The 24,229-nt window shown below is 71.7% G+C and carries 20 protein-coding genes; 2 read left to right on the forward strand and 18 right to left on the reverse strand.

The genetic code is table 11. From position 1 onward, the window contains the following. Together BN4251_RS06670 and BN4251_RS06675 are read left to right on the forward strand one after the other, a co-directional pair. On the forward strand, positions 1-1,124 hold a 1,124-nt coding region (locus tag BN4251_RS06670; RefSeq protein WP_087484354.1), incomplete at its 5' end, for a flotillin domain-containing protein. Between the two features lie 218 nt (positions 1,125-1,342). Continuing rightward, positions 1,343-2,371 (forward strand): ATP-dependent 6-phosphofructokinase, encoded by a 1,029-nt coding sequence (locus tag BN4251_RS06675; RefSeq protein ID WP_087484355.1) that lies wholly within the window; start codon positions 1,343-1,345, stop codon positions 2,369-2,371. On the opposite strand, the gene BN4251_RS06680 is transcribed toward BN4251_RS06675, so the two are convergent. The 18 genes from BN4251_RS06680 to BN4251_RS06765 form a co-directional block, all read right to left on the reverse strand. Then, entirely contained in the window at positions 2,368-3,561 is a 1,194-nt protein-coding gene (locus BN4251_RS06680) for an acyl-CoA dehydrogenase family protein (protein WP_087484356.1), read from the reverse strand. The genes BN4251_RS06675 and BN4251_RS06680 overlap by 4 nt on opposite strands. 195 nt (positions 3,562-3,756) lie before the next feature. Next, a complete protein-coding gene (locus tag BN4251_RS06685; RefSeq protein ID WP_245810237.1) occupies positions 3,757-4,677 on the reverse strand; it encodes an endonuclease/exonuclease/phosphatase family protein in 921 nt (306 codons plus the stop codon). 4 nt (positions 4,678-4,681) lie between these two features. After that, positions 4,682-8,254 carry a DNA polymerase III subunit alpha gene (gene dnaE, locus BN4251_RS06690; RefSeq protein WP_087484358.1) on the reverse strand — a complete coding sequence of 1,191 codons (3,573 nt, stop codon included), beginning with the start codon at positions 8,252-8,254 and terminating at the stop codon, positions 4,682-4,684. 175 nt (positions 8,255-8,429) lie between these two features. Further along, entirely contained in the window at positions 8,430-9,167 is a 738-nt protein-coding gene (locus BN4251_RS06695) for a hypothetical protein (protein ID WP_087484359.1), read from the reverse strand. 84 nt (positions 9,168-9,251) lie between these two features. After that, positions 9,252-10,178, reverse strand: a complete 927-nt coding sequence (locus tag BN4251_RS06700; RefSeq protein ID WP_087484360.1) for an RluA family pseudouridine synthase — start codon at positions 10,176-10,178, stop codon at positions 9,252-9,254. Beyond that, positions 10,175-10,780, reverse strand: coding sequence for a signal peptidase II (gene lspA, locus BN4251_RS06705; protein ID WP_087484361.1), 606 nt, complete (start codon positions 10,778-10,780; stop codon positions 10,175-10,177). The genes BN4251_RS06700 and lspA overlap by 4 nt, the downstream gene beginning before the upstream one ends. Next, entirely contained in the window at positions 10,777-11,472 is a 696-nt protein-coding gene (locus tag BN4251_RS06710) for a DivIVA domain-containing protein (RefSeq protein WP_087484362.1), read from the reverse strand. Before BN4251_RS06710 ends, lspA begins: the two co-directional genes overlap by 4 nt. 93 nt (positions 11,473-11,565) lie before the next feature. After that, positions 11,566-11,856: a YggT family protein gene (locus BN4251_RS06715; protein WP_087484363.1), complete on the reverse strand. Its 291-nt coding sequence runs from the start codon at positions 11,854-11,856 to the stop codon at positions 11,566-11,568. Positions 11,857-11,864: 8 nt separating this feature from the next. Further along, entirely contained in the window at positions 11,865-12,353 is a 489-nt protein-coding gene (locus BN4251_RS06720; RefSeq protein ID WP_087484364.1) for a cell division protein SepF, read from the reverse strand. Positions 12,354-12,569: 216 nt separating this feature from the next. Then, entirely contained in the window at positions 12,570-13,304 is a 735-nt protein-coding gene (pgeF, locus tag BN4251_RS06725) for a peptidoglycan editing factor PgeF (protein WP_087484365.1), read from the reverse strand. Continuing rightward, on the reverse strand, positions 13,301-14,659 hold the full coding sequence (gene ftsZ / locus BN4251_RS06730) for a cell division protein FtsZ (protein ID WP_170931865.1): 1,359 nt from the start codon (positions 14,657-14,659) through the stop codon (positions 13,301-13,303). Before ftsZ ends, pgeF begins: the two co-directional genes overlap by 4 nt. Before the next feature lie 188 nt (positions 14,660-14,847). Beyond that, the gene (locus BN4251_RS06735; RefSeq protein WP_245810238.1) at positions 14,848-15,735 is read right to left on the reverse strand and encodes a cell division protein FtsQ/DivIB; all 888 of its coding nucleotides are present in this window, start codon (positions 15,733-15,735) and stop codon (positions 14,848-14,850) included. Positions 15,736-16,019: 284 nt separating this feature from the next. Continuing rightward, positions 16,020-17,540 carry a UDP-N-acetylmuramate--L-alanine ligase gene (gene murC / locus BN4251_RS06740; RefSeq protein WP_087484367.1) on the reverse strand — a complete coding sequence of 507 codons (1,521 nt, stop codon included), beginning with the start codon at positions 17,538-17,540 and terminating at the stop codon, positions 16,020-16,022. Positions 17,541-17,575: 35 nt separating this feature from the next. Further along, on the reverse strand, positions 17,576-18,667 hold the full coding sequence (murG, locus tag BN4251_RS06745) for an undecaprenyldiphospho-muramoylpentapeptide beta-N-acetylglucosaminyltransferase (RefSeq protein WP_087484368.1): 1,092 nt from the start codon (positions 18,665-18,667) through the stop codon (positions 17,576-17,578). Further along, positions 18,667-20,154, reverse strand: coding sequence for a putative lipid II flippase FtsW (gene ftsW / locus BN4251_RS06750; RefSeq protein WP_087484369.1), 1,488 nt, complete (start codon positions 20,152-20,154; stop codon positions 18,667-18,669). Before ftsW ends, murG begins: the two co-directional genes overlap by 1 nt. After that, entirely contained in the window at positions 20,151-21,659 is a 1,509-nt protein-coding gene (gene murD / locus BN4251_RS06755) for a UDP-N-acetylmuramoyl-L-alanine--D-glutamate ligase (RefSeq protein ID WP_087484370.1), read from the reverse strand. Before murD ends, ftsW begins: the two co-directional genes overlap by 4 nt. Then, positions 21,656-22,756: a phospho-N-acetylmuramoyl-pentapeptide-transferase gene (gene mraY, locus BN4251_RS06760; protein ID WP_087484371.1), complete on the reverse strand. Its 1,101-nt coding sequence runs from the start codon at positions 22,754-22,756 to the stop codon at positions 21,656-21,658. Before mraY ends, murD begins: the two co-directional genes overlap by 4 nt. Beyond that, on the reverse strand, positions 22,753-24,225 hold the full coding sequence (locus BN4251_RS06765; RefSeq protein ID WP_087484372.1) for a UDP-N-acetylmuramoyl-tripeptide--D-alanyl-D-alanine ligase: 1,473 nt from the start codon (positions 24,223-24,225) through the stop codon (positions 22,753-22,755). Before BN4251_RS06765 ends, mraY begins: the two co-directional genes overlap by 4 nt. Positions 24,226-24,229 lie beyond the last annotated feature (4 nt).

Consider the following 24,229-nt stretch of genomic DNA (forward strand, 5'->3'; position numbering starts at 1 on the left):
TCGGCACGCTGAGCGTCGAGCAGATCATCCGCGACCGCGCCTCCTTCGCCAGCCAGGTGCAGGCCGAGGCCGAGCACTCGATGAACAACCAGGGCCTGGTCATCGACACCTTCCAGATCTCCGCGATCGAGGATGACGGCTCCTACCTGCGTGACTGGGGCCGTCCCGAGGCTGCACTGGTGGCCAAGCGCGCGGCGATCGCCGAGTCCGATGCGAACCGTGAGTCCACCCAGGCCAGCAACCTCAACCTCCAGCAGGAGGCGGAGTCCAAGCAGGCCTTCGATCTGCGCAACGCGGAGATCAAGGAGGAGACGGACGCCCGTCAGGCCGTCGCCGATGCCGCGGGTCCGCTCGCGCGCGCCGCTCAGCAGCAGAAGATCATCGAGCAGGAAGAGCTCATCGCGGTCCGCAACAACGACCTGCGCGAGAAGCAGCTCGTCGCCGAGGTCCACAAGCCGGCCGAGGCGAAGCGCTACGCCGAGCAGCAGGATGCGGATTCCAAGAAGTACACCCGCATCGCCGAGTCGGAGGCGCAGCTGACCGACGAGCGCAACCGCGCCGAGTCCCGCAAGGTCACCGCGGACGCCGAGGCCCATGCCATCGAGGCCCGGGGTCGCGCCGAGGCCGAGGTCGAGCTGCAGCGCCGTTCGAAGGACGCCGAGGCCGTGCGCCTCGAGGGTGTGGCCGAGGCCGACGCCCTGCGCGCCAAGGGTGAGGCCGAGGCCGCGGCGATCCGCGCCAAGGGCGACGCCGAGGCGGAGACCACCCGTGCCCGCGCCGAGGCGTACAAGCAGTTCAACGACGCCGCGGTGCTCGCCCAGGTGCTCGAGGTCCTGCCCGAGGTCGCCGGCGAGCTCGCCGCGCCGTACTCGAACATCGACAACCTCTCGGTGTTCTCCACCGATGGCGAGGCGAAGATCGGTCAGAACATCTCCGTGGGCCTCGCCCAGGTGCTCGACATGGTCAAGTCCACCACCGGCGTGGACTTCCAGGACACGCTCCAGCGCGCCGCCGAGGGCGGCCGCGAGGTGCGTGCCCAGTCCGAGCAGGCGCAGCACGCCTCCCAGGCGGCGCCGTCCGCGCCGGCCGCGCCGGCCGAGGAGTCCGCCGCCGACGAGGGCTGATCCCCCGACGCCGAGCGTTCCGAGCGCCCCGGTCACTCCGTCGTGGAGGAGCCGGGGCGCTCTGCTGTGCGGACGCCGTCGCGATCGCGCGCTGCTCCCAGATTCTCGCGCTGGGCAGGGAAACTGGTCCTGCGCAGGGGCCCTGTGCGGCCCTAGAGTGGGCAGTGGCCCGTGCTTCGTCGGCTCCCCTGCTCCACGAGAGAAGAGAACCCTCCCCCATGAAGATCGGAATCCTGACCTCCGGCGGCGACTGCCCCGGTCTGAACGCCGTGATCCGCGGCGCGGTGATCAAGGGCGACAAGCTCTTCGAGGACGAGTTCATCGGTTTCAAGGACGGCTGGCGAGGCGTCATCGACGACGACTGGATGACGCTGCCGCGCCGCCGAGTGCGCGGCATCGGCCGGATCGGCGGCACGATCCTGGGCACCTCCCGCTCGAACCCCTTCGCCGACGGCGAGGACGGCGCGGAAATCGTGCGCCGCCACCTGGATGAGAACGACATGGACGCGATCATCGCGATCGGCGGAGACGGCACCCTGTTCACCGCGAACCGGCTCTATGAGGCGGGGATCCCGGTGATCGGCGTGCCGAAGACGGTCGACAACGACCTCGATGCCACCGACTACACCTTCGGCTTCAACACGGCGGTGGAGATCGCGACCGAGGCGCTGGACCGGCTGCGGATGACGGGCGACTCCCATCACCGCTGCATGGTGGCCGAGGTGATGGGCCGCAGCGTGGGCTGGATCGCGCTGCACTCGGGCATGGCCGCCGGCGCGCACGTGATCTGCCTGCCCGAGTTCCCGCTGACGATCGCCGAGATCTGCCAGTACGTGAAGGCCGCCTTCGACCGCGGTCGCGCGCCCCTGGTGGTGGTGGCCGAGGGGTTCGTGCCCTCGGACGCGCCGGAGGGGTTCATGGACTACGACCTCGACGAGTTCGGCCGGCCTCGCTTCGGCGGCATCGCCCAGGCGCTCGCCCCGCTGATCGAGGAGCGGCTGGGCATCGAGTCGCGGGCCACCGTGCTGGGCCATATCCAGCGCGGCGGTGAGCCGACGGCCTACGACCGGGTGCTCGCGACCCGGCTCGGCACCGCCGCCGTGGATCTCGTCCACCAAGGCCGTTTCGGACACATGGTGGCGCTGCGCGGCACCGACATCGTGGACGTGCCGCTGACCGAGGCGATCGACAGCGTCAAGCGCGTGCCCGAGTCCCGCTGGCGCGAGGCCGAGGTGCTGTTCGGCTAGGACGCCGCCCCGATCTCGCCGAGCAGGGCCTTGGCGTAGGAAGCGTGCACGGACTCCTCGTCGGAGGGGTGGTACATGCCGGCGCGCACGTCGCGGGAGAGGCGCTCGAGCTCGCTGCGGCGGAAGTACTGGGCGCCCCCGCTCGCGCGCAGCACCTGGTCCACGGCCGCGATCGCGGTCTCGGTGGCGCGGGACTTGACCCCGGAGAAGTGCAGGAACCAGCGCGGCCCGTGATCGCTAAGGCCGCTGCCCTGCTCCCCCGTGCCCAGAGCGTCGAGATCGGCGGTGACCTTCTCGATCTGCAGGATCACGCCGTCCACGCCGATCGCGGCGTCGGCCAGGCGCCAGCGGATGTCCGGGTCATCGGCATGGACGATGCCCTTGGTGGCGTTGCGACGGGTGGTGGCGATGCGGGTCCCCACGGCGATCGCTCGCTCGGCGATGCCGGTGTACACCGAGGAGATCAGCAGCTCGAAGGCGCCGAAGATGCCCATCACGAAGGGGTCCTGGTTGGGGCCCACGGGGGTGCTGGTCACCACGCGCTCGGCCGTGACAGGTGCGGCGTGCAGCTTCGTGGTGCGGGACTGGGAGGGGCGCATGCCGTGGGTGTCCCAGTCGTCGAGCACCTCGACGGCGTCGCTGCGCTCGAGCACGCCGAACAGGAGGCGCGGGTCCGCCTCGCTCGCCTCGGCGACGCGGCCGTGCGCGACCAGCCGGTCCCAGACGGGCGCCAGGGAGGTGAAGATCTTGGTGCCGGTGAGCTGGAAGCCACCGCCCGGCTGCTCCTCGGCACGGGTGGAGGAGTCGAAGAGCATCGCGTCGTTGCCGGCCTCGGAGATGCCGAAGGCGAAGAGCTGATCCTCGGCGGCGTCCTCGAGGATCGAGCGCACTCCGTCCGTCCCGAGACGGTGGGCATGCAGCGCCGCTCCGGTGACCACCAGGTGCATGTTCATCGACAGCGCCGTGGCCGGGGCAGCCTGGGCGAGGCGACGCTGGATGCGGGTGGCCTCGAGCAGCGTCGCGCCGAGACCTCCGAGCTCGGTGGGCACCAGCAGGCGCAGGTAGCCGCGCTCGCGGAGATCGGCGAGGTCGTCCTCGGGGAAGGTGTTCTCCTGGTCGTGGACCACCGCGCGCTCGCGGAAGGTCTCCAGCAGGGAATCGGGAAGGAAGTCCTCGGCGATGATGCTCATGAGCCAACGCTAGTCCAGGGCGGGCCGCTGGTGGGTGCCAGCCTCGCCACACGGCGGGCCCCGCCGCTCGTGGAGGCTCGCCCGGGCGGTTGGTCAGCTACGGGTTCAGGGGCGACATCTACGGCGATATCGCCGTAGTGCTCGCCAGGACGCCAGTACCCGACCGACGAGGGGTCGATTCTGACCCGTGCAGCGTCAGCGGGTCAGGTGCACGGTGGCGACCGTGCCGCGGTGGTCCGAGGAGCCGCGCCCGGCGACCTCGAGCGCGCTCACCCCGATGTCGCCGCGCACCCAGAGCGAGTCGATCCGCCGCACCGGGAAGCGCGCGGGATGCGTGGCGAGGCGCAGTCGGCGCAGAGAGACAGCGGGGGCGCTGAGCAGGCGCTGCCATCGGGACTCGGGCACCGCCGCCGGGACTGAACCGGCCGCCCCGGATGGTCCGATCACCCCGGACGCTGCCGCCCCGGCCTCCCCGATCTCCCTGGCCGCCTCGGCGGCGTCACGCCATCCGGTGGCGGCGAGCGCGGCCAGCTCCGGGTCGGAGGGCTCGGCGTTCATGTCCCCCATCAGCAGCGCCGGCCCTGCGAGGTCCTGACAGACACGGACGATGCCCTGGACCTGGGCGGTGCGGTGCGCCGGCTCGGCATTGTCCAGATGGGTCACGAGCACCTCGAGCCGCTCATCACCCGGGCCGCGCACGACGGCGCGGAGCACGCCGCGCGGCTCCGCGGGCGGGGCGTGGTGCGGGTGAGCGGGCAGCAGCGAGAACGAATGGGAGAGGATCTCATGCCGGGTCAGCAGCGCGACGCCGTAGCGCCGGCGCGGTGCGCCCGCACGTATCGGGGGCAGATCGAGCGCCGCACCGAACCGGCTCTGCATCCCCAGCAGCTCAGCGAGACGGGCGGGCTGGTCCTCATGATCGGACCGGGACCCGAACATCGCATCGACCTCCTGCAGGCCGATCACGTCGGCGCCCAGCGACGCGATCTCGCGTGCGGTGCGGGCCAGATCCACCCGCCCGTCGGGACCCAGGCCGTGGCGGATGTTGAAGGTCGCCACCCGCCACAGGGCCGCCGCCTGCCCCGCCACGGAGCTGTCCTGCCGCCGGCCGTTCACGGCCTCACTGCAGGCAGCTCGGGCCCAGCAGCGCCTTGAGCGAGGCGTACAGGGCGGCCGACGGGGTGACCGAGAGCCGCTTGTCCAGCTGCATCAACGTGGTGCGACCGGGCTCCTGCAGGCGCAGGCGCACCTCGCTGGCTCCCGGATTGTCCTCGAGCACGCCGCGCAGGTCGCTGACCACCCGCTCGGTGGCGCGCATCGCCGGCAGGGCGATCACGACGGGCCCGTCGGCCCCTCCCCCGGTCTCGGGGACGGTCATCTCCATCACCCGCAGCTCGGGCATGCCCTTCGAGGTGTCCACGCGGCCCTTCATCGAGACGATGAGGTCCTCGGCGAGCTCCCCGGCGACGGTCATGTACGTCGAGGGGAACAGCAGGCAGTCGATCGAGCCCTCGAGATCCTCGACGGTCACGATCGCCCACATGTCGCCCTTCTTGGTGGTCTTGCGCTGCAGGGTGGTGATCAGCCCCGCGATCGTGACCATCGCCCCGTCCTCGACGGCGCCGTCGTCGGCGAGCGCGCTGATCGAGGTCGAGGAGTTCTGCGCGATGACGTGCTCGAGCCCGTACAGCGGGTGGTCCGAGACGTACAGACCCAGCATGTTCCGCTCGAAGGCGAGCTTCTCCTTCCGGTCCCATTCGGGCAGGTCCGGGATGGTGATGGTGGCGGCCGAGCCGGAGGCCATCTCGGGGCCGTCGCCCCCCCCGCCGCTGAACATGTCGGCGAAGAGGTCGTACTGGCCCTGGGCCTCCTTGCGCTTGACGTCGACCACCGAGTCCACCGCATCCTCGTGGATCAGCACGAGGGAACGACGGTTCGCGCCGAGCGAGTCGAAGGCGCCGCCCTTGATGAGCGACTCGATGGTGCGCTTGTTGCACACCGACAGCGGCACCTTGTCCAGGAAGTCGGTGAAGGAGGTGAAGGCGCCCTTCTCCTCCCGGGTCCTGATGATCTCCTCGACCACATGCGCGCCGACGTTGCGGATCGCGGAGAGGCCGAAGCGGATGTCATCGCCGACGGCGGAGAAGTACAGGTCCGACTCGTTGACGTCCGGGGGCAGCACGGTGATGCCGCGGTGGCGGCAGTCGCCCAGGTACAGGCCGAGCCGGTCGCGGTTCTCCTGGGTGGAGGTCAGCAGCGCGGCCATGTACTCGGTGGGGTGGTTCGCCTTGAGGTAAGCGGTCCAGTAGGAGACCACGCCGTAGGCGGCGGAGTGGGACTTGTTGAAGGCGTAGTCGGCGAAGGGCAGCAGCGTCTCCCACAGCGCGGCGACGGCCGCGTCGGAGTAGCCGTTGCTCTTCATGCCCGCCTCGAAGGAGACGTACTGCTTGTCCAGCTCCGCCTTCTTCTTCTTGCCCATCGCGCGGCGCAGGATGTCCGCTTCGCCGAGCGAGTAGCCGGCGACTTTCTGCGCCGTCTGCATGACCTGCTCCTGGTAGACGAGCACGCCGTAGGTCTCGCCGAGGATCTCTTCGAGCGGCTCCTCGAGCTCGGGGTGGATCGGGGTGATCTCCTGGAGCCCGTTCTTGCGCAGCGCGTAGTTGGTGTGCGAGCCCATGCCCATCGGACCGGGGCGGTAGAGCGCGGAGACCGCGGTGATGTCCCCGAACTGGTCGGGCTTCATCTGGCGCAGCAGGGTGCGCATACCCGAGCCGTCCAGCTGGAACACGCCAAGAGTGTCGCCCTTCTGGAGCAGCTCGTAGGTCGCCGGATCGTCGAAGGGCAGCGTTTCCAGATCCGGCGGGGTCTTCCCGTTGCGCTCCATGTTCGCGACCGCGTCGGAGAGCACGGTGAGGTTGCGCAGGCCCAGGAAGTCCATCTTCAGCAGGCCCAGGGTCTCGAGAGTGGGGTACTCGAACTGGGTGATGATCTGCCCGTCCGAGGGGCGGCGCATCATCGGCACGATGTCCACCAGCGGGTCGCTGGACATGATCACGGCGCAGGCGTGCACGCCCCAGCCGCGGGTCAGGCCCTCGACGCCCTTGGCGATCTCGACGACCTTCTGCACGTCCGGGTCCTCGTCGTGCAGGCGACGGAACTCCTCGGCCTCGGCGTAGCGCTTGTCCTCGGGGTCGAAGATGCCCTTGACCGAGATGTCCTTGCCCATCACGGTGGGCGGGAGGGTCTTGGTGAGCTTGTCGCCCATCGCGAAGGGGTAGTCGAGCACGCGCGCGGCGTCCTTGAGCGAGTTCTTCGTCTTCATCACGCCGTAGGTGATGACCTGGGCGATGCGGTCATCGCCGTACTTGCGCTCCACGTACTCGATGACCTCGCCGCGGCGGCGATCATCGAAGTCGACGTCGAAGTCGGGCATGGAGACGCGATCCGGGTTCAGGAACCGCTCGAACAGCAGGCCGTGCTCGATCGGATCGAGATCGGTGATGCGCATGGCGTAGGCGACCATCGAGCCGGCGCCGGAGCCTCGGCCCGGTCCCACGCGGATGTCCTGCTCCTTGGCCCACTTGATGTAGTCGGAGACCACCAGGAAGTAGCCGGGGAAGCCCATCTGCAGGATGACGGAGACCTCGTAGTCGGCGCGCTTCTGCACCTCGTCGGGGATGCCCGAGGGGTAGCGGTACTCCAGGCCCCGCTGGACCTCCTTGACGAACCAGGACTCCTCGTCCTCCCCCGCCGGGGTGGGGAAGCGCGGCATGTAGTTCGCACCCTCGTCGGTGGTGCGGAACTCGACATCGCACATCTCGGCGATCGTCAGGGTGTTGTCACAGGCCTCGGGGAACTCGCGGAACAGCTCGCGCATCTGCCGCGCGGACTTCAGGAAGTAGCCGGAGCCGCCGAACTTGAAGCGGTCCGGATCGTTCAGGCGCGATCCGGAGTTGATGCACAGCAGCACGTCCTGGATCTGCGCATCAGCCTCGGTGACATAGTGCAGGTCGTTGGTGGCTACGAGCGGGGCGTTGATGGCCTTGCCCACCTCGAGCAGGTCCTTGGTGACGCGCTGCTCGATGTCCAGGCCGTGGTCCATCAGCTCGATGAAGTAGCTGTCCTTGCCGAACATATCCTGGTACTCGCCGGCGGCCTTGACGGCCTCGTCGAACTGGCCCAGGCGCAGGCGGGTCTGCACCTCACCGGACGGGCAGCCGGAGGTGGCGATCAGGCCGGGCGCGTACTTCGAGAGGATCTCCCGGTCCATCCGCGGCCACTTGCCCATCTGCCCGTCGAGAGAGGCGGCGGAGGCGAGCCGGAAGAGGTTGTGCATGCCGGGCGTCGTCTTCGACAGCAGGGTCAGGTGCGTGTAGGCGCCGCGGGCCGAGACGTCATCCCCAGCGGCCTGCTGCTCCTTGGTGCCCCACTGCACGCGGGTGCGGTCATGGCGGCTGGTGCCGGGGGTCACGTACGCCTCGACGCCGATGATCGGCTTGATGCCGGCATCCTTCGCGGTCTTGTAGAACTCGTAGGCGCCGAAGAGGTAGCCGTGATCGGTGATCGCGACGGCCTTCTGGTTCTGGCGGACGGTCTCGTCGACCAGTTTGTCGATCTTCGCGGCCCCGTCCAGCAGGGAGTAGTCGGTGTGCACATGCAGATGCACGAAGTCATCGGAGTCCGCAGAAGCCATGCCCTCCAGAGTAGCCGCGCGGGCCCACGGAGGGGGCCTCCGCACGGGGTCGGAGAGGTCACCACAGCGCCCTCGGCGTGTCGGCGCCGCGGCGCTCCCGGTGCGCCCTCACAGGTCCTCCTCGCCGCCCGGCCCGCAGCGCCGCGAAGGCCTCATGGCGGCCTCCCCGGCATGCTCAGCGGCCGGTGCCGTCCCCCTCGGCGTCCTGCGCACGTCGGGTCTCGGCGAGCAGGGTGTTCATGTAGTCGTGCACGTCCTCGTAGCTCAGCGAGCGCTCGTCCCGACGGGGCGGGATGCCGCCCACGAAGGCGCCGCCGTGCCAGGCCAGCGAGTCGTCCGGCAGGGACGGGTCGTCATCGCGCCAGAGGTCGATCGGGATCGCATGGGCGGCGAGATCGCGGGCGATCTCCTCGGCCCGGGCGGGGTCCCCCGCCCGCTGCAGCACCGAGACCAGCAGCGACTGCGCGGCCCAGGCCACGGCGTCGTCCCGGGAGTCCTCCCCTGGGTCCACCGATTCCTGCACGAGGGCGGCATAGCTCGCCGCGAGCTCGTCGGCCCCGTCCTCGAAGTGGTCCTTGGCCACACGCAGCGCCACCCGCGGCACCAGATCGCGCGCATCCCACAGCACCGCCGCGCCCACCAGCGCCATGCCCACGCCAGTGGGGAAATCGGGGTCCAGGGCGAGCGCGGTGGACGGCGGCCGGCCCGCACGGCGCTCGTCGTCGGCCGCGAGGAACTCCTCGACGGAGCGGGCGAGCGCCGCGCGCACGCGCTCGTCGTCGTGCAGCACGAGCTCGGCCTGCGACGGATCCAGCCCCAGCCTGCGGGCGACGCGCGCGAAGGGGAAGTCGGGGCGGGCCAGGGCCGCATCGCGGGTGGGCGCCAGGGCGCCGGGGCTCTGCTCGTCGTTCATGCCTCGACGCTACCGCCTGGTGCGCGGTGCCGGGGCACGGCGGGGGCGCTCCTCAGAGACCGCGCATCTCAGAGACCGGGCCCCTCAGAGACCGCGCAGCGAGTCGAGCGCCTGCTGCAGATCCTCCGGGTACTGCGAGGTGTAGGTGGCCTCGCGTCCTGTGGCGGGGTGGACGAAGGTCAGCTCCATCGCGTGCAGCCATTGGCGGATCAGCCCCACCCGTGCCGCGAGGGTGGGATCCGCGCCGTAGAGCGGGTCGCCCACCAGCGGGTGGTGCAGCGCGGCCATGTGCACGCGGATCTGGTGCGTGCGCCCTGTCTCGAGATCGACCTTCAGCAGCGTCGCGCCCTGGAGGTCCTCGAGCGTCTCGTAGTGGGTGACCGAGTGCTTGCCGTCCTCGCGCACCGCGAACTTGTAGTCGTGCGAGGGCGAGCGGCCGATCGGCGCCTCGATGGTGCCGCGGGGCTGCTCCGGGGTGCCCTGGCAGACGGCGTGGTAGACCTTGCCCACCTCGCGGGCGCGGAAGGCGTCCTTGAGGGTGGTGTAGGCGCGCTCGGTGCGGGCGACCACCATCAGTCCGCTGGTGCCCACGTCGAGACGGCTGACGATGCCCTGCCGCTCCGGATCCCCCGTGGTGCGGATGCTCACGCCCGCCGCGGCGAGGTGCCCCAGCACGGTGGGCCCGCTCCAGCCGGCGCTCGGGTGCGCGGCCACGCCTACGGGCTTGTCGATCACGACGATGTCGTCATCCTGGTGCACCAGGCTCATACCCTCGGCGATCTGGGGCCGCACGGCGACGGCGGGCTTCTCGTCCGGCAGCTCGACGTGCACCATCGCCCCGGGCTCGAGGCGGGTGGAGCGGGCGGGAGCCTGCCCGTCCACGAGCACGTGGCCGTCGGAGACGAGATCCGCCGCGCGGGTGCGGGACAGGCCCAGCATCCGGGAGATCCCCACATCCACGCGCTCCCCGGCGAGACCGTCGGGCACCATCAGGATCCTCGAGGAGCTCATGCGGCGTCCTTCTGCGCCGGCTCGCCCGTCCCCTCCGCAGAGGAGTCTTCCTCATCGTGCGCGGGATCCGAGGCGACGCCGAAGACGCCCAGCGCCACGATCATGATCGCTCCGCCCACCACGGCCATGTCGGCGATGTTGAAGACCGGCCAGCTGGGCAGCTCGAGGAAGTCCACGACAGCGCCGCGGAAGGGCCCCGGCTCGCGCAGCAGCCGGTCATGGATGTTGCCCAGCGCACCGCCCATGATCAGGCCCAGCGCCGCGGTGTACCACGGAGAGCGCACGGCCTTGACGGCGAAGAGGATAACGCCGGCGACGATCACGAGCTGCAGGCAGGTCACCACCGGGGTGATCTCGGAGCCCATCCCCCAGGCCGCACCGCTGTTGTACAGCAGCGTGAGCTGGAGGATCTCCCCGATGAATGGCTGCGGCTCGAGCAGGGGCAGGGAGTCCACCGCCCAGTTCTTCGTGATCTGGTCGATCACCGCGATCACCGCGCCGATCGCGGCGATGCTCCCCAGGACGGTGCGGCGGCTCAGACGGCGACGAGCGCCGGACCCCTCGGGCCCGGCGCTCGCCGACTGGGACAGTGCGCTGTTCACAGACCGAAGTTCGCCTGCTTGTCCTGCGTCTCGCTGGTGTCGAGCTCGCTGAGCTGGTTCTCCAGGTAGTTGCGCAGACGGTTGCGGTAGTCGCGCTCGAAGTTGCGCAGACCCTCGATGGTCTTGTCGAGATCGGCCTTCTTCGTCTCGAGATCGGCGAGGGTGGTGCGGGACTTCTCCTCGGCTTCGTCGACGATGCGCTTGTGCTCGGCGTTGGCCTCGGCGATGAGCCGATCGCGCTCGTCCTCGCCGTTCTTGACGTACTCGTCGTGCAGACGGTTGGCCAGGGCGATGATCCCGGCGGCGGACTGGTCCGGGGTCTCCGGGCCCGGAGCGGCGGCGGGGGCAGGGGCCTCGGCGGGCTCCTCCTCGACGACGGCCTGCGGGGCGGTGGCGTCCTCGGCCACCTCGTCCTCGACGGCCACGGGGGCGGAGTCGATGATCGCGTCGCTCTCGCCGGTGGCGGCGGCATCGGTCGCGGGGGCGGCGGCCGCCCCGGACTCCAGCTCGGCGATGCGGTTGTGGGCCTCCTCGAGCTCCTTCTTCAGGCGCTCGTTCTCGGAGATGAGCTCCTTCAGGCGCGGTTCGACATCGTTGTCGAGGAAGTTGTCCACCTCGTCCATGTCGTAGCCCTCGGAGAACCGGACAGGGGTGAACCTCTGATTCTGCAGGTCTTCGGGCATCAGAGCCATGGGTCACCTTTTCTTAGTACGGGAGTCGAATGCGCGGAGTCGCGGTGGCGTCAAGCCTAGCGGATCGTGCCGGGGATGCTGAATCGGGGAACCTCACATCGCGATGCCCGCGAGCACCCTCAGCAGGATCCACCCGAGAACCAGCAGGAGCATCAGGCTCAGGTCGAGCGCGACGGCGCCGATGCGCAGCGGCGGGATGAGTCTCCTGAGTGCCAGGACGGGCGGGTCGGTCAGCGTGTAGACGACCTCGAACAGCACCAGGACCAGGCCCGAGGGCCGGTACTCCCGCGCATAGGACTGGATCCACTCCAGCACCAGGCGCGCCAGGAGCAGGAGGAGGTACACCAGCACTGCGAGGTACAGCACTCCTGCGATGATCTGCACGGAAGGGCTCAGCTCTGGTTGTAGAAGCTGCCCTCGTCGGCCGAGGTGTCACCGTCGACCTGGACGAACTCGGGCGAGAGCAGGAACACCTTGGAGGTGACGCGCTCGATCGTGCCGCGCAGGCCGAAGACCAGGCCGGCCGAGAAGTCGACCATGCGCTTGGCGTCGCCGTCCTGCATGTCGGAGAGGTTCATGATGACGGGGACACCGTCACGGAACGACTCGCCGATGGCCTTGGCGTCGTTGTAGGAGCGCGGATGGATCGTGGTGATGCGGTGCATCGACTCCTCCACTGCCGGGGCCATGGCCACCACGTTCGAATGCTGGCGGATCGGGGTCACCTGGGCCTCCCGTTCGGGTGCGGGCTCGGGGCCGCGCTCGGTGCGGCGGGACGGTGCGGCGACCTCGTCGTGACGGGACCGCTCGTCCTCGTAGTACTCGTCGTCGACCTCGTTGGCGAGGCCGAGTGCGACCATGGCGTTGCGCCAGGTTCCCATCGCAGATCTCCCAGTTCGTTGTTCACGCTGACGGACTCCGGGGAAGCACGGGGAGTGCGCGGGAGCCCTTACTGCGCGAAACTACCGCAGGGATTTCCCCGTGGTCGGGAGGCGCCCGGCGTGTCGTGCGTGTGTCGCACGCCCGCACCTGGGCGGACGCGCTGCCGCACGGCAGCGGGCGCGATGTCGCCCCGCCGCGATGCGCAGGGGGGCGGCTCAGCCCCGCCGCACCACCCCGGCGAAGCGACCGGTGCGCGCCTGGCGGCGGTGGGAGTAGAAGCGCTCGTCCTCGAGGGTGCAGGGGTGCTCGGCGTCGATCGCCGAGAGTGCGATGCCCGCGGCGACGAGGATCTCGACCGCGCCGGCTCGCAGATCCAGGGAGGGGGTCCCCCAGGAGGTGCTCGCCTGGGTGGCCGGCAGCTGCCGGGCGGCCTCGGCGCGCATCTGCTCGGGCACCTCGTAGCAGGCGCCGCAGATGGCGGGGCCGATGCTCGCAGTGAGCTCCTCGGGGCGGGCGCCGAGCTCTCCCATCGCCTCGACGGTGCGCTCGAGGACTCCTCCCAGCAGGCCCGCCCGACCTGCATGCGCCGCGCCGATCGTGCCGCTGACGGGATCGCTCAGCAGCACAGGCAGGCAGTCCGCGACCATGATCGCGAGCGCCACATCGTCCCGGTCGGTGACCAGGGCGTCCGCGGTGACCACCGGGACGGGGCCCTCGGCGGGGAGCACGTGGACATCGGCGGAGTGGACCTGGTCGACGAAGACGACGGGCACCGCGAGCTCCTGCTCGAGCAGCTCGCGGTTGCGGCGCACGGCGTCCTCGTCATCGCCCACGTGCCGGGCCAGGTTCAGCCCGGCGTGCTCTGCGACGCTGACCCCGCCCTCACGGCCCGTGAACAGGGCACGGGCCCCGCGAAGTCGCGAGGCCCGTGCGGGAAGCGAGGAGGTCACTTCAGGAAGGACGGCAGATCGAGATCGTCGTCGTCCGCGGGCGGCTCCTCGATGTGCGGCGGGCGCGCGGGCTCGGGAGCGCGCGGAGCCGGCTGCGGGGCGGTGCGCTCCTGCTGCTCGGCATCCTCCGAGTCCGCGGCGTCGAGCACCTCGGTCTCGGGCTCGGCCGCGCTCGGGCGCGACGGGGAGAACGCCTGCTGCGGCAGACCCCAGGCCCCGGGAGCGCCGGAACCGGCCGCAGCACCGGCTGCGGCACCGTGGGAGGCGCGCTGCTCCTGGACGGCCGGGCGAGGTGCGGCGGTGCGCGGCTGCTCCGTGCGGGCGGGCTCGGCGCGGGGCGCCTGGCGCTGCTGCGGGGCCACGTCCTGGCGGGGCGCCGGGCCGCCGCCCTCGAAGCCTGCGGCGATGACGGTCACGCGGACCTCATCACCGAGGGCGTCGTCGATGACGGAGCCGAAGATGATGTTCGCATCGGGGTGCGCCGCCTCCTGCACGAGGCGGGCCGCCTCGGAGACCTCGTAGAGGCCGAGGTCGCTGCCGCCCTGGATCGAGAGCAGCACGCCGTAGGCGCCGTCGATCGAGGCCTCGAGCAGCGGGCTGGAAACTGCGAGCTCCGCGGCCTGCAGGGCGCGATCCTCGCCGCGGGCGGAGCCGATGCCCATCAGGGCGCTGCCTGCTCCCTGCATGACGGATTTGACGTCGGCGAAGTCGAGGTTGATCAGGCCGGGTGTGGTGATCAGGTCCGTGATGCCCTGGACACCGGAGAGCAGCACCTGGTCCGCGCTCTTGAAGGCGTCGAGCATCGAGACCTGCTTGTCCGCGATGGACAGCAGGCGGTCGTTGGGGATCACGATGAGGGTGTCGACCTCGGCCTGCAGCGCGGCGATGCCGGACTCGGCCTGGGTGGAGCGGCGGCGGCCCTCGAAGGTGAAGGGGCGGGTGACCACGCCGATGGTGAGCGCGCCGAGGCTGCGGGCGATCTTGGCGACCACGGGGGCGCCGCCGGTGCCGGTGCCGCCGCCCTCGCCGGCGGTCACGAAGACCATGTCGGCCCCGCGCAGGACCTCCTCGATCTCCTCGGCGTGGTCCTCGGCGGCGCGCTTGCCCACCTCGGGATCGGCGCCCGCGCCGAGACCACGGGTGATCTCCTTGCCGACGTCGAGCTTGACGTCGGCGTCGGACATCAGCAGCGCCTGGGCGTCGGTGTTGATCGCGATGAATTCGACGCCCTTGAGCCCGGACTCGATCATGCGGTTGACGGCATTGACACCTCCGCCGCCGACGCCGACGACCTTGATGACTGCGAGTGAGATCTGCGTTCCGGCCACGTGTTGGTCCTTGCTCTTGTCGTTCATCCGGGGAGTGGGCCTGCGTCGCACCTGGTCGTGCGACTTCTGAAACCCTAGACCTCGAGTTGAGGTTCGGACTTCAGGGCGCTTCTCCTTTCCCTCGACGCTATGGACGTGGGCACCTGCACGCAAATACCGCGTGCGCGTGTCGGCCCCCGAGGGCGGGCCAGATCACCGTGGGGCGGGCGCGCCGCTCAGCGGGTGACGGGAGCGACCGGGGAGGAGACGTCGATGACGGTGCCGGGCTGGCCCAGCAGCGCCTGCACCACCTCGGCCTTGAGCTCGGCATCCTGGGCGTCGCCCCAGACGACCTCCTTGGTGCCGCCATCCTCGAGGGCGAGCACCACCGTCACATCGCTCGCGCTCGAGGCGGTCATCTCCTGCACGGCTCCGCGAAGCGGCTCGGGCATGCCGGCGAGGACCTCGGCCATCGCCTGCGCGGCGCCCTCCGGATCCCCAGCGCCGCCGCCGACGGTCAGCGGGACCAGCGAGGCCCCCTCCCCCGCGGCCGCGGGCAGCTGCTGCCCCTCGGCGCCGATCACGGTGGTGCTGCCGTCGGTGGTGGTGAGCTGAGCGATCGGCACGACCTCGGTGACGCTCACGCGCACGCCGTCGGGCCAGGAGCGCTCGACCTCGACCGTGTCCACGCCCGGCACCTCGGCCACGCTCTGGGTGATGCGTCCCGTCGGCAGCAGCAGGATGCTGCCCCCGGTGTGCGGCTGGACCGCGGCCTGCACCTCCTCCTGCTCGAGGTAGCCGGTGCCCTCGACCTGGATCTGCTGGACCTGGAGGGCGGGCAGGAAGATCGCGGTCACGCCGGCGGCGACGAGGACCAGTGCGGTCACGAGCACACCGGCGATGATCGCGCGGCGCCGACGGCGCCAGGGGCGGCCCACGACCAGCTCGCGGAAGCGCTCGGCTGCCTGGACCACCCGTCCCTCGCCCGATGGCCCGGTCGCGGGAGCGGGGGCGGACACCTCTGCGGCGGGCCGGGCGCGGCCGACGGAGCGGCTGCGGGCGGGCGGCGCGGCGTTCGCGGAGGACGGCGAATGCGCGGAGACGGCGGAGTGGGCCGACGGCACGGAGGGCGCCGGCTGGGCGGACGCCGAAGAGGCGTCCGACGCGGCCGACGCCGCTGAACGGGCGGAGCGCGCGGACCGCGCGGATCGAGCCGACGTAGCGGTGGAGGCCGACGGAGCCGAGCGCTCGTGGCGGGCGGACCGGTCCGGTGTGCGGGCGGGCCGCTCGGGGCGCGGCGCGGGCTTCTCGGGACGCGGCGTCGGTGCGGGAGCCGGTCGCGGCGTCGGCGCGGGAGCGGGACGCCGCGTGCTCTGGCGCGGCTTGGGCGCGTTGGGCCGCCGTGCCATCAGGCGCGGTCTCCCGGCGCGTCCAGCACCGTCATCAGGGCGGGGGTCAGCTCGACGATGTCGCCGGCGCCGAGCATCAGCAGCAGGTCGCCGGGGCGGGCGTGGGCGCTCACGAGCGCGGCCAGCTGCGCCTCGTCCTCGACCGGGACCACGCCGGGCGCCGCGAGGTCGGTGATGGTGCGGGCGGTGACGGTGGGGTCGGGGTCCTCGCGCGCGGCGTAGATCGGCAGCACCCAGGCGTGGTCCGCGGCGGACAGCGCCTCGGCGAAGTCCCCGGCGAAGTCGCGGGTGCGGGAGACCAGGTGGGGCTGCAGCACGGCGAGCACCCGCCCGGGACGCTCCTGCGCCTGCACGATCCCGCGGGCCGCGTCGATGGTCGCCGCCACCTCGCGGGGGTGGTGGGCGTAGTCGTCCACCACGGTCACTCCGGCGACGGTGCCCGCGACGTCGAAGCGGCGCGAGGCACCGGTGAAGGTGCCCAGTCCCGCGGCCAGCTGCGTCAGCGGCGCATCGGGGGTCGCGGCGGCGGCAGCGGCCAGGGCGCCCAGGGCGTTGAGCACGTTGTGGTGGCCGGTGACGGGCAGGGCGATCTCGAGCGGTCCGTGGGGTGTGTCCACCTCGATCTCGGCACCGCGCGGTCCGCTGCGCTCGGCGCGCAGGCGCCACTGGGCGTCCTCGGCGATGCCGTATCGCAGCACCGTGGTCCCGGCGGTCTCGGCGCGCTGCCCGAGGGCGCGGGCGCCCGGATCGTCCGCGCACACCACGAGCGTGCCGCCCTCGGCGAGCTGCGCGGTGAGGGCGTCGAAGGCGGCGGTGAGGGTCGCGGCGTCGCCGTGGAAGTCGAGGTGGTCGGGCTCGAGGTTGGTGACCACGAGGGCGCGGGGGGCGAAGGCGAGGAAGGAGCCGTCGGACTCGTCGGCCTCGACCACCGCGAGCTCCCCGTCGCTGTGCTGTGCGGCGGGATCCGCGCCGAGCCCGGCGTTGCGGCCGAGGTCCGGGACGGCCGCGCCGAGGGCCCAGGCCGGGTCATGCCCGGCGCCGCGCAGCGCGGTCACCGCCATGCCGGTGGTGGTCGTCTTGCCGTGCGTGCCGGCGATGGCCAGCAGCTCCCGCCCGCCGAGCAGGCCGGCCAGCGCCGCGGCGCGATGGATCACGGGGATGCCGCGCTCGCGGGCGGCGAGCACCTCGGGGTTGTCGGCCCGCACCGCGGTCGAGACGATCACCAGGTCCAGGTCCTCGGCCAGCAGGGCGGCGTCGAAGCCGATCCCGATCCGTGCACCGTCCTCCCGCAGCGGGGCGATGAACTGCCCGTCCTGGGAGTCGGAGCCGGAGACGGCCAGGCCCGCCTCGAGCGCGAGCCGCGCCACGGCGCTCATCCCGGCGCCGCCGATGCGCACCACGTGCAGGGAGGAGACGCCGCGGTCCGTGGGCCAGTGCGACTGCGTGATGACGTCCCCGGGGCGCAGGATCGTGCGCGGGATCGGCTGTCCGGCGGGGCCGTTCTCGGGGGAGGAAGTCATGGGCTCACCGTAGTCCGCGCGGCGGGACGGCCGGGTCAGGCGCGGCGTGCGACGCCGGTCACCACGTCGGCCATCTGCTCGGCCGCGTCGGTGATCCCGAAGGCGCGGGAGGCCTCGGCCATCGCGGTGAGCCGAGCCGTGTCCTGCATCAGCGGGAGCACCCGGGAGCGCAGCCAGGCGGCGTCGAGCTCGGCATCGGGGACCATCAGGGCGCCGCCGGCGGAGACCACCTCCTGCCCGTTCAGGGCCTGCTCCCCGTTGCCGATCGGCAGCGGCACCAGCACCGCGGGCAGTCCCACGGCCGTGAGCTCGCAGACGGTCCCGGCACCGGAGCGGGTCAGGGCGAGGTCGGCCGCGGCGTAGGCGTCCTCCATGGCGCTGACGTACTCGAGCACGCGATGTCCCTCGCGCTCGGTGATTCCCTCGGCCTTGCCGCGACCGGTGATGTGCAGGATCTGCACCCCGGCGGCGAGGAGGTCCTCGGCGGCCTCGGCGATGGCCGTGTTCAGCCGCAGGGCGCCGAGGGAGCCGCCGGTGGCCAGCAGCACCGGGCGGTCGGGGGCCAGGCCCAGCTCGCGCCGTGCGCGTTCGCGCTCGGCATCCCGGTCGAGGTGGGCGATGCCCTCGCGCATCGGCATGCCGATCCGACGCGCGCCGGGCAGGCTCGAGCCGTCGAAGGCGGTGAGCACGGCGGCGGCGCGGCGGGCGCCGAGCCGGTTGGCCAGGCCCGGGCGGCGGTTCGCCTCGTGCACCACCAGCGGCACCTTCAGCGAGGCGGCGGCGAGATAGGCCGGAGGGCAGACGTAGCCGCCGAAGCCGGCGACCACGTCGATGCGGCGCTCCTTGAGCAGGGTGCGCACCTGTCGCAGGGTGCCGGCGAACCGGCCGGGGAAGCGCAGGGCGGCGGCGTTGGGGCGGCGCGGGAAGGGCACCTTGTCGATGGTGGCCAGCTCGTACCCGGCCGCGGGCACCAGATCGGCCTCGAGACCCTCCTGGGTGCCGAGCACGAGCACCTCGGCCTCGGGGCTGCGGCGGGTGATCTGCGCGGCGGTGGCCAGCAGCGGGGAGACGTGCCCGGCGCTGCCTCCCCCGGCCAGCAGGATGCGGGGTGCGGAGGTGTGGGACATCAGGACCTTCGTGACGAGGGGGCGGAACCGCGCCCACGTCGGCGGCGGGAGCGGGAGGAGCTGGAGCGCGCGGCATTGCTCTTCGGAGCGGGCTTGGCAGCGCCCTTGGCCTTGGCCGCGCCCTTGGGCGTCCCCTTGCGCGTGCGCTGGGGCGCGGAGCTGCGCGGGGCCGGGGCGGCAGGAGCCGCGGAGTCCTCGCGCGGGGCCGGCAGAATGCTGATCGAGCGGCGCACCGAGCTCAGGCGCGCTCCGATCGCCTCCTGCGCCCCCGGCTCGCGGCGGGCGAAGGAGATCAGCAGTCCCAGTGCGGTCATCGAGGCCAGCAGCGCCGAGCCCCCCGAGGAGATGAAGGGAAGGGGCACGCCGATCACCGGCAGCAGCCCGGTGACCACCATCATGTTCACGAAGGCCTGGCCCAGCAGCCAGGCGCTGATGCCGGCGACGGTGATCTGCATGAAGTGGTCGTCGAGCCGGGTGATCATGCGCAGCATGATCAGGGCGAGGGCGGTGAACAGCAGCAGCACGCCGAGGGTGCCGATCAGGCCGAGCTCCTCGCCGATGATCGCGAAGATGTAGTCGTCCTCGGCGGCGGGCAGGCGCCCCCACTTCTGGCGGGACTGGCCGAGGCCCACGCCCCACCAGCCTCCCTCGGCCAGGCCCATCAGGCCCTGCTCGGACTGGAGGCAGGAGTCGCCGGGGCAGGTGCCGTGGATCCAGTTGTTGATGCGGGCCATGCGGTTGCCGCTGGTGATGGTCAGCGCGATCACGCCGAGCAGACCGGCCGCGCCGGCGGCCATGAACCAGCGCCGCGGGACGCCGGCGACCCAGACCGCTCCGGCCACGAGCATGCACATCACCAAGGTGGTGCCGAGGTCCTTGCCCCAGACCACCAGGCCGAGGGCCGCGCCCGCGCCCGGGGCCAGCGGGATGAACAGGTGGAAGGGCTTGGTCAGCAGCGGGCGCTTGGTCGCGAGCATCGCGCCGAGCCAGACGGCCAGGGCGAGCTTGAGGAACTCCGAGGGCTGCAGGCGCTGGGAGCCGATCTGGATCCAGTTGCGGTTGCCGTACACCTCGACGCCGAGGCCCGGCACGTGCACCAGGCACTGCAGCAGCAGACCGATCGCGAACAGCACCCAGGCCGCGCGCCGGTAGAAGCCGGGCGGCAGCAGGGCCGCGGTCACCATCGCCACCAGGCCCATCACCGCGAAGGTGCCCTGGCGGATCAGGCCGTCGAAGCCTGAGGCGCCGCGGGAGATGTTGCCCACCGAGCTCGAGGACAGCACCATCACCAGGCCCACGCTCACCAGCAGCGCACCGACCACGATCAGGCCGTAGAAGTCCAGCGCCGGGGAGCGCAGCCAGTTGCCGAGCCCGTCACGGAGGCGGTCGCCGATGTTGCCGAGCGGCTGCTCCTCGTCGGGGCGCACCACACGGGTGGAGCGGCGGGCGTCCCCGCGGGACTCCCGTCGTGTGTCCTCCAGCGTCATGTGCGCTCTCCTGGCAGTCGGGCCACGGCCTCGGCGAACAGATCCCCCCGTTCCGCGTAGTCACGGAACTGGTCGATGGAGGCGGCCGCCGGAGCCAGCAGCACCACGTCCCCCGACGTGGCGAGGGCGCGGGCGGCCTGCACCGCGTCATCCATCAGCCGGGATCGTCCGGCCACGTCGTCAGTGTCGCCCGGATCGATGCGGCGGACGGGGACCTCGGGCGCGTGTCGCGACAGCGCCGCGGTGAACGGCTCGGCGTCCACTCCCAGCAGCACCACAGCGGCGAGCCGGTCGCGCACGGCCGCGACGAGTCCGTCGAGGTCCGCGCCCTTGGTGTCGCCGCCGGCGACCCAGACGGCCCGCTCGGCCGAGCGCAGGGACGCCGCGGCGGCGGCCGGGTTGGTGGCCTTGGTGTCGTCGACGAAGTCGATGCCGTCGACGGTGGCCAGATGCTGGGCGCGGTGCGATCCCATCCGGTAGGCGCGCAGTCCGTCGCGCACCGCATGGGCCTCGACGCCGTGCGCACGGGCCAGCGCGGCGGCCGCGAGGGCGTCGAGCACCAGGTGCGGACCGGCGCCCTGCGGGCCCAGGTGCGCGAGGTCCTCGAGGGTCGCGAGCTCGGCGGCAGAGCTGCGCCGCTCGGGGTGGAAGGCGCGGTCCACCAGGATCCCGTCGATCACGCCGAGCTGGGAGAGCCCGGGCGGGCCGAGCGTGAGGCCGACGGCGCGGGCGCCCTCGACCACATCCGCCTCCTCGACCAGGTGGAGGGTGGTGGGGTCGGCGACGCTGTACACGCAGGCGGTGCGCACGCCCTCGAAGATCCGGCCCTTGGCCTGGGCGTAGGCCTCGGTCCCGCCGTGCCAGTCGAGGTGGTCGGCGCTCACGTTGAGCACCACGGCCGCCTCGCAGTCCAGATGCTCGGTCCAGTGCAGCTGGAAGCTGGACAGCTCGAGGGCGAGCACGTCGAAGCCCTCGGGGTCCAGGGCCGCCTCGATCACCGGCAGGCCGACGTTGCCGCACGCGACGGCGCGCAGCCCGGCGTGCTGGAGGATCGACTCGAGCATGGTGACGGTGGTGGTCTTGCCGTTGGTGCCGGTGATGCCGAGCCAGGCGGGCCCGTCGGCCGCCTGCATGCGTCGGGCCAGCTCGATCTCGCTCCACACGGGGATCCCGGCGTCGGCGGCGGCGCGCAGCAGCGGCTGGTCCGGGCGCCAGCCCGGGGAGGTGACCACCAGGTCGATCTCGCGATCCTGGGGCAGGGCGCGGGTGTGCTCCGCGCCGAGGCGGAACTCGACGCCGAGCACCTCGAGGATCTGAGCGCGCTCGCGGATCTCGGGGCTGTCGGCGCCGTCGACCACGAGCACGTGCGCGCCGCGCTGCATGGTCTGATCCGCGATCGCGAAGCCAGAGACGCCGAAGCCGGTGACCAGGATGCCCAGACCGCCGACGTCCAGGCCCGGCCAGGCCCGCTCGAGGACGGGGACCGTGGGCTGGAGGCTGGTCATGAGGTGAGCCTCGGCAGGGCGTCGAGGTAGAAGATCCCCAGGCCGAAGCCGGCGAGGATCCCGGCGACGATCCAGAAGCGCACCACGATGGTGACCTCGTTCCAGCCCTTGAGCTCGAAGTGGTGCTGCAGCGGCGCCATCCGGAAGACGCGCTTGCCCGTCGCCTTGAAGCTCGTGACCTGGATGATCACGGACAGCGAGATGATCACGAACAGGCCGCCGATGATCGCGCCGAGGATCTCGGTGCGGGAGATGATGGTCATGCCGGCGATCGCACCGCCCAGTGCGAGCGAGCCGGTGTCACCCATGAAGATCTTCGCGGGCGAGGTGTTCCACCACAGGAAGCCCACCAGCGCGCCGATCACGGCGGCGCACAGCACGGCGGTGTCCAGCGGGTCGCGGGCGTCGTAGCAGTGCACCACGCCCCCGGCGTCGAGGTCGACGTTGCACACCTGGCGCCACTGCCAGAAGCTGATGATCAGATATGCGGCGGTGAAGATGATGGTCGCGCCGCTGGCCAGGCCGTCGAGCCCGTCGGTGAGGTTCACGCCGTTGGACCACGCGGCGACCAGGAAGTTCGCCCAGATCGCGAAGAGCAGGAAGCCCACCACGGTGCCGAGGAACGCCAGGTCGAGCCAGGGGATGTCCCGCACGAAGGAGATCTGGGTGGAGGCGGGGGTGTTGCCGTTCTCGTCCGGGAACAGCAGCGCGAGCACCGCGAAGGCGGTGGCGACCACGAACTGTCCCAGCAGCTTGTAGCGGGGCCGCAGGCCCGTGCTGTCCTGCTGGGAGATCTTCAGGTAGTCGTCGAGGAAGCCGACCACGCCGAGACCCACCATGAGGAACAGCACCAGCAGCACCGAGACGCTGGGGGTGGTCCACAGCACCAGGTGCGTGAGGAAGTAGGCGCCCAGGACGGACAGGATGATCGCGACGCCGCCCATGGTGGGGGTGCCGCGCTTGGTGGCGTGGGTGGTGGGGCCGTCGTCGCGCACGAACTGGCCGTAGCCGCGGCGCTGGAGCACCTTGATGAACAGGGGCGTGCCCAGGATCGACATGAACAGGGCGACGGCACCGGAGATGATGATCGCGATCACTGCTGGTCTCCGTTCTGCGTCGTCCCGGCGGATCCGTCGCGCCGTGCGAGGTGCTCGACGAGGGGGCCGGCGATCCGCCGCAGGCCCGCGTCACGGGAGGACTTCAGCAGCACCGCATCGCCGGGCTGCACGGTCCGTTCTAGCACAGCGATCGCCTCCTCGACGGTGTCGAGGTACTCGGACTCGCCGCCGAAGCTGCCCTCGAGGCTCGCCCCGTGGTGGATCGGTGCGGCGCCGTCCCCGACGGAGTAGAGCTGGGAGATGTTCAGGCGCACCGCGAGGCGGCCGATCTCGTCGTGCAGGCGCACGCTGTCCGGACCGAGCTCGAGCATCTCGCCGAGCACGGCGATGGTGCGGTGGGTGCGACCGAGGTGGGCGAGAGTCTTGAGCGCCTGGCGCATCGAGTCGGGGTTGGCGTTGTAGGCATCGTCGATGACCAGCACTCCCCCGGCCTCGAGCGCCTGCATCCGCTGCCCGGAGGCGAGGGTCGCGCCCTCGAGCGCGGCCGCGGCCTCGGCCGGGGCGACCCCGGCTACCAGCGCAGCGGTGAGCGCCGCCAGGACGTTCGCGGCCTGGTGCTCGCCCAGCAGGTCGGGGTGGACGCCGAAGCGGCCGGTAGGCACGGGCTGCCCGTGCAGGGTGGTCAGGCCCTCGGGGACGACCAGGTCGAAGCGCACGCGGGCGCGCTCGTCGAGGGTCAGCTCCGCGCCGCGCACGTCGCCGTCGGTGATGCCCCAGGTGACCACCGGCGCCGGGGAGCGCTGTGCCATCGCGGCGACCAGCCGGTCCTCGGCGTTCAGGATCGCGCGGCCCTCCGGGGCGAGCGCCTCGACCAGCTCGCCCTTCGCCTGGGCGATCGCGTCGACGCTGCCGAACTCTCCGATGTGGGCGGAGCCGACGTTGAGCACGAGCGAGATGTCGGGCCGGGCGATGTCGGTGAGCTGTGCGATGTGGCCGATGCCGCGGGCGCCCATCTCGAGCACCAGGAAACGGGTCTGCGCGCCCAGGCGCAGCACCGTCAGGGGCAGTCCGAGCTCGTTGTTGAAGCTTCCGGCGGGGGCGATGGTGGTGCCGTGGGCGCCCAGGATCGTGCCGAGCAGGTCCTTGGTGCCGGTCTTGCCGGCGCTGCCGGTGACGGCGAGGACCACCAGCTGCGGGTTCTCGCGGCGTGCGCGGCCCAGCTGCTCGCGGGCGAGGAGGGACAGCGCCGTGCGCACGTCATCGACGCGCACCGCGGGCACGCCGCGCTCCTCGGTGACGAGGCTGAGCGCCGCCCCCGCACGGTGGGCGGCGTCGAGGAAGTCGTGGCCGTCGGCGTTCTCGCCGAGGAACGCGGCGAAGAGATCACCGGGGCCCACCTCGCGGGAGTCGATCTGCGCGACCCCGGTGACGAGCTCGTCACCTGTCGCGCCTCCCACGAGTGCGCCGCCCGTCAGGGCGGCGATATCCCGTGCCGTGATCTGGAGCATGCTC

The sequence above is a fragment of the Brachybacterium massiliense genome, from assembly GCF_900184245.1.
Classification (GTDB): Bacteria; Actinomycetota; Actinomycetes; order Actinomycetales; family Dermabacteraceae; genus Brachybacterium; species Brachybacterium massiliense.